Genomic DNA, 12,740 nt, shown 5'->3' on the forward strand with positions numbered 1-12,740 from the left:
AACGGCATTTCACCGATTTCATCAAGCAGTAGAGTGCCACCATCAACCTGTTTGAACAGCCCCAAGCGTTTGCCTTGAGCGCCAGTGAATGCCCCTTGCGTATGACCAAAAAACTCACTTTCCATCAGTTCTGAGGGAATGCCCGCGCAGTTCACTGCTTGAAAAGGTTTGTCGCGCCGCTCGCTAAGCTCATGGATTGCGCGTGCAACCAGCTCTTTACCGGTGCCAGATTCGCCGGTAATAAGTACACTGCCATCGGCTGTGCCGAGTCGCTCAATTTGATGATACAACTTACGCATTGCTGGACTTTGACCGATAAGTCCTGCGGGTCCTTTTCGCTGCGACTTAAAACGAGTCAATTCTTGCTTTAATAGACGGTGCTCCAACACACGTTGCACACTCAGAAGCAGGTGCTCAACATCAAGTGGCTTGGTCAAGAAGTCAGCCGCACCGTGTTTTAACGCATCAACCGCCTGATCGACAGTAGCGAACGCGGTAATGAGGATGAGTGCGGGCGCGCCGACCTCAGTGACGTGCTTCAGCAGCGACAAACCTGAGGATCCCGGTAGGCGAATATCACTGACAACGACATCAACTGAAGGTAACTCAGCTTGATAGTCTTCGATTGATGGAAAAGCAAAAACTTTATAGTTCTCAGCTTCAAGCTCCTCAACAAGTAGCTCACGTAGCGCTGAATCATCTTCAACAACTGCGATTTGCGCTGTATTAGCTGTCATTTGAATCTCCTGATCTGAGTCCTATGTGAGGAAGTAATAAAGTCGCGCAACAACCGCCCTGAACGCGGTTTTTAAGCTTTAATTGGCCGTCATGATCGCTCATGATGTGTTGCACGATGGTCAATCCCAACCCTGTCCCTTCACCTGTTGTTTTACTGCTGTAAAAAGGCGAAGTAGCATGCGTCTGAGCGCTTTGAGTAAGTCCGTCACCATCATCCATTATCATAATAGCCGTCGCGCTTGGTGTTTGACTCACGGCAATACGCACCTCTGATTTAGCCGCTTGATACGCGTTTCGTAGCACATTCACTAATGCCAGCTCCATACGGGATACATCAACCTTAACAACTTCATCGCCCTGATACTCAACGACACATTGGATATCATCATTCTCAAGCTCAAATCCCACACTAGTGCGAGCGCGCTCTATCAGTGATTTAATCGGCACTTGTTGGCGTTCGCTCACAGGCGTGCGAGAAAAGGCGAGTAGTTGATTAACCAATCTTGTTAGCCGGTGAACTTGACCCCGAATAGCTTTCAACTGACGTTTATCGTCATCGCTAGTCGCATGTCTCAACAGCTTTTTAGCACGATTATCGATCACCGTGAGCGGCGCACCAAGCTCGTGAGCAACCCCACTCGATACTGAGCCGATCGCAGCCATTTTCTCTTGCGCGCGCAAAGCTTCGTTCAAGCGTTGCTCTTCTTGTCGTCTGTCACGAATTTCATGCTCTGCTCGCGTCACCGCCTCAAGCATCTCATTCAGCCCTTGGCTAATGGCTACAATTTCGCTCGGTCCTTGAGTGTTTACGCGCACATCGCGCCGTCCTTGTGCGACTTGTTGCATAATATTTCGAAGATACAGAACATGACGCCCTACACCGCGATAATGACCAAACACCAACACCGCGATAGTCACCACTGCAAAAATAAACCAACTGACCCACGCTACTTGGCTGAGTTGCTCGAACCGTTCATCAAAGTCGCTGGCGCGTCGATTGATTTGCAGAAGGCCAATAATACGGCCTCCACGATCGACAATCGGGAGAAACTGTGAGAATACTTCACGTCCCTCAACTTGACGATAATCATCTTGTGACACCCCAGTTTGAACTGTTTGTCGCGCCAACCAACTATCGGATAAGTCAGTTTCTGTCACACCGGCTTCGGCCACTTGTTGACCGTTCACGTCGTAAACTGAGGCGCCGTAAACACGGCCAATATTGAATACTGAGTCTAGATTGGCTTGCACAGTGGTTAAATCATTATTTAACAACGCATCACTGATGGGCAGACTAATTGCCCGACCAATCAATTTAAGATCGGTTTTAAGCCGCTCTTCCTCTTGTTGACCCGCAATATTCAACCCAAACGTTATCGCAGCCCCAGAAATCAAGAGCATCGGAATGACCACATACAGTAACAAGCGGCGCTGAATACTTGAAAGCGGTAAGGTGTATCTTTTTGTCACATTACCTCCTTTGTGTGTATCAAAAGGATACATAAGAAACTGTAAGTTTTCTTTGTATGATTTTCGATATTTATTTTTCCCTTATTTTTCATAATGTTAAGAAGTTGGCATGGTCTTCGCTTTAGTCTTATCGAACAAGTTTTTTTGAACAACAGGAGTTCATCATGAAAAAGACAATGATTGCATTAGCATCAGCAATGACTTTAGCCACGACTGCTGCAGCAGCGCAAACTCAAGATAACGCTATGCAGAATCAGATGGCTCAACAGCAAGCTCAACAAAAAATCACTGAAGGCATGTTGGTGAAATTTGTTGCAGCAATGGAAGACGTACAAAAAGTGACGACAAAATATCGTGACAAGTTCCAAAATGCTGAAAATCAAGAGCAAGCACGTAGCATCCAGCAAGAAGCACAAAAAGAAATGATCGCAGCAGTGGAAGATTCAGGTCTAACACCGCAGCAGTACAACATGATCATTCAGCGTGCTCAAAGCGATGAAGAGCTGCGTACACGTCTTCAAGATATGACATCAGGTGAAGACAACTCGTAATTGAGGCGCAACACTTTAAATAAAAGGGCGGTCTGAGCACCGCCCTTTTTTGATCATAATCGCCTGTCATAACGTAGCACCTTAGTATTCATGTGAATTTAAAAGGAGTGTCTAAGTGAAAGCGGCGGACCTCATGGTAAAAGCTCTCGAGAATGAGGGTGTGGAATATGTGTTTGGAATCCCAGGAGAAGAGAATCTCGATCTACTTGAGTCTCTCTCAAATTCATCCATCGAACTGGTATTGACGCGTCACGAACAGGCGGCAGGTTTTATGGCGGCAACCTACGGGAGGTTGACAGGAAAACCCGGCGTTTGCTTATCTACTCTTGGCCCCGGTGCAACCAACTTAGTCACTTCAGTTGCTTATGCACAACTGGGTGCCATGCCGATGGTAGTCATCACGGGACAAAAACCGATTAAAGACCGCCCGCAAGGTCAATTCCAGATCATTGATGTTATCGATATGATGACGCCAATCACCAAGTACACTCAACCAATTATCAGTGCTAAGACGATACCCTCACACGTACGGGAGGCTTTCCGTCGTGCTGAAGACGAACGTCCTGGTGCAGCACATCTTGAATTGTCAGACGATATTGCCGCTGAAGAAGTGGACGCAACACCGATTGCGCCAAGTTACTCACGCAGGCCGATTACCGAGCATAAGTCAGTTGACTATGTATTAAAACTGCTGAAAGAAGCCAAGCATCCATTGATTGTGATCGGCGCGGCTGCCAACCGTAAAATCACCGCGAAGATGCTCCGTGCGTTCGTTGATAAGACAGGTATTCCGTTTATCACAACGCAAATGGGTAAAGGCGTCATTAATGAAGATCATCCTCGTTGGTTGGGTAATGCCGCGGTATCCGACGGCGACTATCCACATCGTGCCATAGAACAGGCTGATTTGATCCTCAACGTCGGTCACGACGTCGTTGAGAAACCGCCATTTATGATGAAACCTGATCAGCGCAAAGTGGTGCATATCAACTTCCAAGGTGCGCAAGTCGATTCTGTTTATTTCCCGCACGCCAGTATGATCGGCGATATCGGCAACAGCATTTGGCAGCTTAAAGAAGGTATCGAGCCGCAGTCTCATTGGGATTTTGAGTTCATGCTTAAAGTACGAGAGCATATGCGCGATCACACCGATGAAGGTGCGCATGACGAAGCTTTCCCTATGTTACCTCAGCGCCTAGTAGAAGAGGTGAGAGAAGTCATGCCAGACGACGGTATCATTGCGTTGGACAATGGTATCTACAAAATCTGGTTCGCTCGCAATTATCCAGCGCGCCAGCCAAATACCGTGTTACTCGATAATGCGTTGGCATCGATGGGTGCAGGTTTACCTTCCGCAATGGCCGCTAAATTGGTCCACCCAAACCGCAAGGTGGTTTCTATCTGCGGCGACGGTGGCTTTATGATGAATTCGCAAGAAATAGAAACCGCGGTCCGTATGAACCTCGACTTGGTTGTGCTTATTCTAAACGATAGTGCTTACGGGATGATTAAGTGGAAACAAGAGCACATGGGCTTGCATGACTTTGGTTTGGACTTTAAAAATCCTGATTTTATAAAATATGCAGAAGCTTACGGTGCCAAGGGTTATCGATTAGCTGCAACGGAAGAGCTGCAGCCACTGATGCGTGACTGCATGGAACAGGGTGGCGTACATATCATCGATGTTCCGGTTGATTACTCGCGTAATGTTGAGCTGCTCAACGAGGAAATCCCTAAACGTGCGAAAGCAATCCAAGCCTAATCTTTTAGGCTTGGATGCGTATCTGCAAAAATAGGGTAGTCGTTAATTTTGTCTAAAAACGCCTGTAGCTTGGGGAATTCGTTTAACGAAATCAGTGAACGAAAGAGTCCCCAGCTCAGGAAACAACCTAAGCGCAGCTCACCATCGCTGAACGGATGCGGCCCCTCATAAGCAACAGCATGGTCGCGACTTTCCATTAAAGCGAGAATTTCATGCACGCGCTCATGCTGACGCTTCATGTAACCATTGTTTTCCGGCGTGACACCTTCCTTGCTCAACAAGAATAAATTGATGGTGGCGTCCATCGCTGTATTCACCAAACAATACTGGTCAAAATCAGTGGTATCCGCGAAAAAACGCTCACCGTTCTTTTCGCGCACATATTTTAATATGCTCGAAGAATCAAAAAAACGCAGGTCATTGTGGTGTAAAAAAGGTACCTTTTTAGCAGGACTCAACTTTGCACTCATATCGTGATCAGTCTCGGTAAGCGAATACGCTAAGCCCGTTTCTTTAAACGCAATACGACAGTGCCGTACATACGGTGAAGTATAACTACCAAACAGTTCCATAAACCGCTCTCCTATTAATGGTCTCGACAAGGCTCGTCGGGATACTCAAGTTCAATTGTAGTATGCGCCAAATTAAAGCCTTGTAGCGCATCGGAAATATTAAGTTTGAGCTTTCCTCGTTGCTCCGCAGTCAGCTCGCGCGCAACCACAATATGCGCGGTTAATACATGACGCTCGCCATCAAGCGACCAAAAGTGAATATGATGAGCATCTTGCACATCATCTAGTTTTATCAGTTTTTCTTGAATGGCGATATAGGCTTCTTCGCTAGGCGCTGCTTGCACAAATAGCTTCACTGTAGATGCCAGAGTACGAATAACATTAAGTAAGATAAATAAGGTAAAGCCGATAGACAATAAAGGATCAAGAATAGGCCAGTCGACAAAATACAGTACGATTGAGACTATCAATACTGCGACCCAGCCCAGTACATCTTCGATCAAGTGCCAGTTTAATACACGTTCATTAAGTGTTTCGCCTGCGCTTAGTTTAAACGCCGCATACCCATTAACGGCAACGCCAAACACAGCCAAACCAATCATGCCCTCAACAACCGGCATCACGGGGTCAAGTAATCGAGGAATAGCGGTGTAAAGTACCCAGACAGAGCCGGCAATTAAAATAACCGCATTAATAAAAGCCCCGACTAACGAGAGCCGCTGATACCCATACGTGAAGGTGCGAGATGGATCTCGCTTACTGAATTTGTTGAGTAACCAAGCTAGACCAATAGATAAGCTATCACCGAGATCATGCACCGCATCTGCAAGGATAGCCGTACTGTTCGTTAAGACGCCACCGATAAACTCAATAATGGTGAAACCCAAGTTGAGAAAAAATGCCCAACCAATCCGATTCGAAGACATATCGTGGTGATGGTGATGATGGTGATCGTGACTCATAAACTCCACTTCTTGACTCAGTGACACAGACAACAGAGTGAATGTTGGCTTAGCAACTACTATGACACGATAGCATGCATATGCGAAGCGCATCATTCAGAGGGGCAACCCGATAATGATGTCATTTAATGCTGACAAAACAGTATTACTATCGTAATGTATCTTTAATGTTATAAAAAGAGAAAGCACAATGCGCAAAATTCTTCTACTGGGACTGCTTTTAGCGAGCTTTAACGCACTCGGCAAAACACTTGAAACACCGACTTATCTTATTCAATGCCAAGATTGCACGACCGATCAGCTACGTGATTGGTTCTTTAACACGATTGTTGTTAATACAAATGAAAACCCTGAAAAAGAACATCAAAGCATCCATTCACAGTACCGCATCATCGTACATAGACCGGATTCCTCTCAGTACGATGCATTCAAAGTAATCGCCCCTGTAACACACTTAATACAGAGCGATATTAAACCGGAAACCTTTAGGTTTTCAGAGACCTCATATACGAACAGTGAAACCTACCTCGCGAAGCAGCTGTTTGCCTATGCAAAGCAAGTCGATAAACAATTGGGTCATATCGGTGACCAATTAAGTCGTTCGTTTAAAGCTGCGAATGAATACCAGCAATGGCTTAACTCAAATAGCACGCAAGCTAATAACCACGTCTGCACAAACAATCCTCAATATCTCGGGTTAACGTCGTTCTTTTCGGTTGATGCACGTAACCAGTTACAACAACAAGCAACCCAATTGTTCAGCAAAACCGACTTCAACAGCGAACCTGCGACGATAAAGATAGCCAACCAGTCTCGCTTTATTAAGGGCACTCTCAACCAATCGTCTATTTACTTGATTAAGCGAAAGGCGCTTCATAAGTCGACAATATCGTTAAACTTTGCCGATCCAGAGGACCCACAAAATTCTGCCAAAGCGACCTTTCTCATGACATTAGAGGGCAATTCGCTGACGATTAACCCTATTGAGTCGTTAACACGGCTAGGCAACAAGAACCTGAGTCTTTTCGAGGACTTTGGCGGAGAGGTGTCGCCGTGTGCTGTTGTGGCAATGAACAGCTATCAAACACCTCAAACAATTAGACAAACGCAGAAAGAGCCCACACTTGCAGCTAATGTTAATCCCGATAATCCGCATTTATGCGCATACATCTATGGCACGCAAGATAAAACACGTCGATTGATTTTAGGCGCAACCTGCAGAGCTGCGCCGGATGGGGATTTAAAAATGAATCTTAACAAAGTTAAAAATAACAAGGCGCGATTTAGTCAGCCGTCAACAGTTAAAAACTGGTTAATAAATAACCAGCTTTCTGCAGGCAGCTTCCGTGCCGAAGTTCAAACTGTAACAGTAAATTCAACTGAAAATAGTGGACAGGTTACAGCTAAATGGAAAGAACAATCTCAAGTAAAAGCTCAAGTTTCTTATAGTGTAGCCGGATTAGGAAGCTGTGGTCCAGGTAGAGGCCCTTCAAAGGTTATCGAAATATGCTAAAACCTATGCGATGGAGGGATTTACCTCCATCTTTTCTAAAAATCAAACTTACAAAATTAATCTTAGTGCTAGTTTTGTTAACGGCTACTGGTTGTTCCTCTACTAAAATTGCGACACCTGATAATTACGAGACCATTTACCACGTCGTCGAATATAATAGAGGCGACATCGTAACTACTTCGGCGTTTCAATCTTCCAAAACTAATGTAGCGCTTAAAGACTTCGATAGACATTTAGATTTTTCGAAACTAGTAAATTTCAATGCCCGGTGGGGAAATATCTCATTCTTTGTACATAATGAGCAACGTCAGTGCCGAGAACGTTATACCAACTTGAGCCTTAATTTAAGTAAAACAGTTGCAAAAGAAATTCTTCCCCGCAGCGACATCTCAATTGAGATTTACTTTACGCCGAAAGAAAACTTTTCAATTACTGAATCAAGCACAGATGATAATACACACCGATTTTTCTATCCTGTAAACTTCTGCAATCCCAAGTTGTTCCCTCATCAAGCCCTTGAGGCAGCGGGAAAGATCGTACATGAGACCTATCATATAATGGTTTTCAAATCTTATTTAAATAACTTACCTGCTGAGCGTGAAGAAGAATATGCTTCCCTATTGCAATTTTGTAATGGTGTACTTTCAGACCAAAAAGCAAAGTTAAATAAAGAATATTTCGACTCACACATCTCAAGTCAAAAAATTCAGCCCCTTAGCGAAACAGAAGAAATTTCTAATAAAGGACGTCTAAAAGCAACATTGAAAATCCAAGCTGAGCTTAAAAATAACACAAACCTTATTAACTACTGCGAAAAAAAGGTAGAAAAAATAAATCATATAACTTTTCACTCATTTAAAGATGATTAATAGCGGCGAACGAAATCCCTATAACAGGGTAAAACCAACAAAGACCACCGAGACGCAACAATCAAGACATAATTATACGTCCGATATTGGTTTGTTAAAGCGATTAGATGATCAAGCTAGGAGAACTGTTGGTCAACTCATTGCTGAGGGAAATAGCTAAAAAAGTTGGAACGCTTAAGGCGTCCGGTTTGTCGCGTCGCAAGCGACGCTTGGGCTTAGTTCGTAAGTTCAGCTCTAGCTCTGTTTTAGTTTAACGGAATGTTCTAGTTATAACTGCTCTGATTTTTCAGGAGAATTACAGGATGCCGCAATACGAATATGCTATCTATTACGATGAGCGTAACACCACACCAAGTATGAAACTTTATTGCTAAGCCACATTCATAAACCAAAGCGCAGTGACGGTTATTCAACCGTCACTGACTTCGCAAGGTTTCTTGGTTGGTCGACATCGGTGCCTTTAATGATGGCCACGTAGTACGACAACAACTGCAGAGGAATGGTGTATACGATAGGCGCGATGACTTCATCACAGTGACAGACATTTAAGACATTCATCGTGTCATCACTAGTGAAGCGTGCGTTTTTATCAGAGAACACATACATAATGCCGCCACGAGCGCGCACTTCTTCAACGTTGGATTTGAGCTTCTCGAGCAACTCGTTGTTAGGTGCAACGACGATAACTGGCATTTCTTCGTCGATTAACGCTAATGGACCATGCTTAAGTTCACCTGCTGCATACGCTTCTGCGTGAATATACGAGATCTCTTTGAGCTTTAACGCACCTTCCATGGCTATTGGGTATTGATTACCACGTCCAAGGAATAGACTATGATCCTTGCTTGCAAAATCGGGCGCGAGTGCTTCAATTTCGGCATCGAGTTCAACCGCTTCTTCGAGTTTAGCAGGTAAGGTTTGTAACGCTTTTACAATAGCGGATTGCTGTTGTTCGTTCATGCCACGGTACTTACCAATCGCAACGGTGAGCATTAATAGCCCCGTAAGCTGGGTAGTAAATGCTTTCGTTGATGCGACGCCGATTTCTGCGCCAGCACGCGTCATAAAGGCAAGATCGGATTCACGTACCATGGACGAGGTTGCGACGTTACAAATCGTCAGACTGCCTCGATAGCCCATTTCTTTTGAGAGACGAAGCGCTGCGAGCGTATCCGCCGTTTCGCCACTTTGCGAGATAGTCACAAGCAGACTGTTAGGGCGCACAAACGACTGGCGATACCTGAACTCAGAGGCTATCTCTACATTACACGAGATGTTTGCCATTGATTCAAGCCAGTATTTTGCCACCATGCCCGCATGGTAACTGGTACCACAAGCAATGATTTGGACATGCTCAACCGTCTTAAATAACTCGGCTGCGCCTTCGCCGAACGCATCGTCAAGTACCGTGCTCTCAGATAACCGGCCCTCGAGTGCGTTACGAACGGCAATAGGCTGTTCATGAATTTCTTTTAACATGAAATGGCGATACTGACCTTTACCACCTGCGTCGTAATTGACATCAGAATCGACCACTTCGCGCTCAACCGACTCATCAGCGCTATCGTAAATTTTGATATCGGTGCGATTAATATCAGCAACGTCACCTTCTTCGAGATAAATAAACTTGCGGGTAACTGGTAATAGCGCTAATTGGTCAGACGCCACAAAGTTTTCACCGATGCCAACACCGATAACAAGCGGGCTACCTGAACGCGCAACCACTAATCGTTCAGGATCTTTTGTATCCATTACCACAGTGCCATAAGCACCCTCAAGCTGCCTTACAGCGGCTTTTAACGCATCGAGTAGGTCGTTGTGAGTTTTGCGTTCATGATGGATAAGGTGAGCAATCACTTCGGTGTCAGTCTGGCTTACAAACTCGTAACCCAACGCTTGTAGTTGCTCGCGCAAAGTCTCATGGTTTTCGATGATGCCGTTATGCACCACTGCAATTTCGTGCTCTGATAGGTGAGGGTGAGCATTGCGTTCGGTCACGCCACCATGGGTCGCCCAACGCGTATGTGCAATTCCGATGGTTCCGTCTACTGGCGTCTCTTCAATCGCGTCCGCCAACGCTTGCACTTTACCTGTACGTTTTATGGTTTGTAAGTGCTGAGACTTATCGATAACAGCGATTCCCGCTGAATCATAACCACGATACTCAAGCCGCTTCAGGCCCTCTAATAAAATTCCGCTTACACGTCGTTCAGACGTCGCTCCTACAATACCGCACATAATTATTTTTCCTTCTTTTGAGGTCGTTGCCAGCCCTCAATATTTCGCTGTTTTCCACGAGCGACCGCCAATTCGTTATCACCTACATCCCGTGTAATCACTGAGCCAGCGCCTACCGTTGCTTCCTTGCTAATCGTTACCGGTGCCACTAATGAACTGTTTGAACCGATAAACGCGCCATCGCCAATGATGGTTTTAGACTTATTAACACCATCATAGTTGCAGGTGATAGTGCCGGCGCCAATGTTCGCATTGCGTCCAACCTCGGTATCACCCAAATAAGTTAGGTGACCGGCTTTTGAGCCCTCACCTAAACGTGATTTTTTCATTTCAACAAAGTTACCCACTTGTGCGCCATTCTCAAGGATAGCGCCGGGTCGCAAGCGCGCAAAAGGACCCACTTGGCAGCCTGCTTTTATTTGCGCGTCTTCAATATGACTGTTGGCTTTAACACGCGTGCCTTTGCCAATTCGACTGTTTCTGATGACCGTATTAGGTTCGATGACAACGCCGTCTTCAAGTTCAACATCGCCCTCAAGCACCACGTTGACATCAATAATGACATCGCTTCCGACTTTAACCGTTCCACGACAATCAAATCGATTCGGATCCATCAATGTGACGCCTTCGGTCATCAGTCGCTCAGCCATACGCCGTTGATATGCGCGCTCGAGTGATGCGAGCTGAACGCGATTATTTGCACCTTCAACTTCAGTAGTTGCGCTTGGATGCGTCGATGCAATGTTAACACCTTCCTCTGCCGCCATTGCCACGATATCGGTTAGGTAGTATTCGCCTTGCGCATTGTCATTAGATAACGCGCCGAGCCAACGCTTGAGCGCATCGCCTGAAGCAACCATTATCCCTGTATTTACTTCGTTGACGCGCAGTTGTTCAGGGCGAGCGTCTTTCTGCTCAACAATGCCCGTTACATGACCCATGTCGTTCCGAATTATACGACCATAACCGGTGGGGTTATCGAGCTTCATTGTTAACAAACCCAGAGCGGTTTGTTGACTTGCTTCAAGCAATTGGTTGAGTGTTTCTGGCATCAACAACGGCACATCACCATAGAGAATAGCCACTTTCTCGTCGGCCTGAAGGTCACCCATGACTTGTTGCACGGCATGACCGGTACCCAGTTGCTCCTTTTGTTCATTCCAGAGCAATGATGCATCGTTGATCGCTTCTTTTAGCAACTCACCGCCATGCCCATAAACTAAATTAATCGCATGGGGATTAAGTGCTTTGGCGCAATCAATAACATGTTGCACCATGGGTTTGTGAGCAACCGTATGTAACACTTTTGGAAGGTTCGAACGCATCCGTGTTCCTTTACCTGCTGCCAAAATGATTACGCGAAGCTTCATAAGCAATGCATCCTTACTGTTATTCTTTTGTTGAAATTCGCCCATATTCTACATACAAAAAAGGCCTTGTTGTACCAACAACAAGGCCTTTTAAATGCTTTTTTGCTAATTTTTAACGTCTAAGCTTACGAATAACCTCAAGCTGCGCCATTGCACGTGATAATTCCGCAATTGCTTCAGCATACGTCATGTCTGAACCTGAATCTGCAATAGCTTCTTCAGCACGCTTGCGTGCCGCTTCCGCTTCTTGCTCGTCCAATTCATCACCACGTACGGCAACATCAGCAAGTACAATCACCTGACCTGGCTGCACTTCAAGAACACCACCGGCAACATACAGCAGTTCTTCTTGACCTTCCTCACTCACAAATCGAACCATACCTGGCTTGATTTTGGTCAGTAAAGGCGCGTGACCTGGGTAAATACCCAACTCACCTTCGCTACCCGAGACCTGGACCGTTTGCACAACGCCGGTAAATAACCGACGTTCTGCACTCACGATTTCCAGATTTAACGTTTGTGTCGCCATTTAAACCTCCCAGTTGGTTACAGGTTTTTGGCTTTTTCAATCGCTTCTTCGATGGTACCTACCATGTAGAAAGCTTGCTCTGGAAGATCATCGTACTCACCTTCAAGGATACCCTTGAAGCCAGCGATTGTATCTTTGAGCGATACATACTTACCAGGCGCACCTGTAAATACTTCAGCTACGAAGAACGGCTGAGACAAGAAACGCTGGATCTTACGTGCACGAG

At 45.6% G+C, this 12,740-nt stretch carries 11 protein-coding genes and 1 pseudogene; 4 read left to right on the forward strand and 8 right to left on the reverse strand.

Features of this window, described 5'->3' with window-relative positions; translation table 11 throughout:
- Nucleotides 1–737: sigma-54-dependent transcriptional regulator (locus B2X00_RS12035; protein WP_290487893.1), on the reverse strand; the 737-nt coding region annotated here is incomplete at its 3' end.
- Complete coding sequence (locus B2X00_RS12040; protein ID WP_290487895.1) at nucleotides 727–2,208, reverse strand: sensor histidine kinase; 1,482 nt, start codon at nucleotides 2,206–2,208, stop codon at nucleotides 727–729. The genes B2X00_RS12040 and B2X00_RS12035, both read right to left, overlap by 11 nt.
- Before the next feature lie 164 nt (nucleotides 2,209–2,372).
- Between B2X00_RS12040 and B2X00_RS12045 the strand changes: the two genes are divergently transcribed.
- Nucleotides 2,373–2,759 (forward strand): DUF4168 domain-containing protein, encoded by a 387-nt coding sequence (locus tag B2X00_RS12045; RefSeq protein WP_290487897.1) that lies wholly within the window; start codon nucleotides 2,373–2,375, stop codon nucleotides 2,757–2,759.
- Nucleotides 2,760–2,874: 115 nt separating this feature from the next.
- Nucleotides 2,875–4,521 (forward strand): acetolactate synthase large subunit, encoded by a 1,647-nt coding sequence (locus tag B2X00_RS12050; protein WP_290487899.1) that lies wholly within the window; start codon nucleotides 2,875–2,877, stop codon nucleotides 4,519–4,521.
- Here B2X00_RS12050 and B2X00_RS12055 read toward each other — a convergent pair.
- Together B2X00_RS12055 and B2X00_RS12060 are read right to left on the reverse strand one after the other, a co-directional pair.
- Nucleotides 4,518–5,093, reverse strand: coding sequence for a glutathione S-transferase family protein (locus tag B2X00_RS12055; protein WP_071462811.1), 576 nt, complete (start codon nucleotides 5,091–5,093; stop codon nucleotides 4,518–4,520). The genes B2X00_RS12050 and B2X00_RS12055 overlap by 4 nt on opposite strands.
- A 14-nt stretch (nucleotides 5,094–5,107) precedes the next feature.
- Nucleotides 5,108–5,995, reverse strand: a complete 888-nt coding sequence (locus B2X00_RS12060; protein ID WP_290487900.1) for a cation diffusion facilitator family transporter — start codon at nucleotides 5,993–5,995, stop codon at nucleotides 5,108–5,110.
- 190 nt (nucleotides 5,996–6,185) lie between these two features.
- On the opposite strand from B2X00_RS12060, the gene B2X00_RS12065 reads away from it, so the two are divergent.
- Together B2X00_RS12065 and B2X00_RS12070 are read left to right on the forward strand one after the other, a co-directional pair.
- Nucleotides 6,186–7,508, forward strand: a complete 1,323-nt coding sequence (locus tag B2X00_RS12065; protein ID WP_290487901.1) for a hypothetical protein — start codon at nucleotides 6,186–6,188, stop codon at nucleotides 7,506–7,508.
- Nucleotides 7,502–8,377, forward strand: a complete 876-nt coding sequence (locus B2X00_RS12070; RefSeq protein ID WP_290487903.1) for a hypothetical protein — start codon at nucleotides 7,502–7,504, stop codon at nucleotides 8,375–8,377. Before B2X00_RS12065 ends, B2X00_RS12070 begins: the two co-directional genes overlap by 7 nt.
- Before the next feature lie 405 nt (nucleotides 8,378–8,782).
- Here B2X00_RS12070 and glmS read toward each other — a convergent pair whose 3' ends face one another.
- The 4 genes and pseudogenes from glmS to B2X00_RS12090 form a co-directional block, all read right to left on the reverse strand.
- Nucleotides 8,783–10,615: a glutamine--fructose-6-phosphate transaminase (isomerizing) gene (gene glmS / locus B2X00_RS12075; RefSeq protein ID WP_290487905.1), complete on the reverse strand. Its 1,833-nt coding sequence runs from the start codon at nucleotides 10,613–10,615 to the stop codon at nucleotides 8,783–8,785.
- A gap of 2 nt (nucleotides 10,616–10,617) precedes the next feature.
- Nucleotides 10,618–11,985, reverse strand: coding sequence for a bifunctional UDP-N-acetylglucosamine diphosphorylase/glucosamine-1-phosphate N-acetyltransferase GlmU (gene glmU, locus B2X00_RS12080; RefSeq protein WP_290487907.1), 1,368 nt, complete (start codon nucleotides 11,983–11,985; stop codon nucleotides 10,618–10,620).
- Nucleotides 11,986–12,097: 112 nt separating this feature from the next.
- The gene (locus B2X00_RS12085) at nucleotides 12,098–12,514 is read right to left on the reverse strand and encodes a F0F1 ATP synthase subunit epsilon (RefSeq protein ID WP_071462817.1); all 417 of its coding nucleotides are present in this window, start codon (nucleotides 12,512–12,514) and stop codon (nucleotides 12,098–12,100) included.
- A gap of 17 nt (nucleotides 12,515–12,531) precedes the next feature.
- Nucleotides 12,532–12,740, reverse strand: a pseudogene (locus B2X00_RS12090) (F0F1 ATP synthase subunit beta); the annotation flags it as partial.

It is taken from the genome of Idiomarina sp. UBA3162 (assembly GCF_002364475.1).
In the GTDB taxonomy this organism is placed as follows: Bacteria; Pseudomonadota; Gammaproteobacteria; order Enterobacterales; family Alteromonadaceae; genus Idiomarina.

Coding starts and splice junctions, on each gene's coding strand:
- B2X00_RS12060 (WP_290487900.1), bottom strand. CDS start 5,995: ATGAGTCACGATCACCATCATCACCATCACCACGATATGTCTTCGAAT.
- B2X00_RS12045 (WP_290487897.1), top strand. CDS start 2,373: ATGAAAAAGACAATGATTGCATTAGCATCAGCAATGACTTTAGCCACG.
- glmS (WP_290487905.1), bottom strand. CDS start 10,615: ATGTGCGGTATTGTAGGAGCGACGTCTGAACGACGTGTAAGCGGAATT.
- glmU (WP_290487907.1), bottom strand. CDS start 11,985: ATGAAGCTTCGCGTAATCATTTTGGCAGCAGGTAAAGGAACACGGATG.
- B2X00_RS12085 (WP_071462817.1), bottom strand. CDS start 12,514: ATGGCGACACAAACGTTAAATCTGGAAATCGTGAGTGCAGAACGTCGG.
- B2X00_RS12065 (WP_290487901.1), top strand. CDS start 6,186: ATGCGCAAAATTCTTCTACTGGGACTGCTTTTAGCGAGCTTTAACGCA.
- B2X00_RS12055 (WP_071462811.1), bottom strand. CDS start 5,093: ATGGAACTGTTTGGTAGTTATACTTCACCGTATGTACGGCACTGTCGT.
- B2X00_RS12070 (WP_290487903.1), top strand. CDS start 7,502: ATGCTAAAACCTATGCGATGGAGGGATTTACCTCCATCTTTTCTAAAA.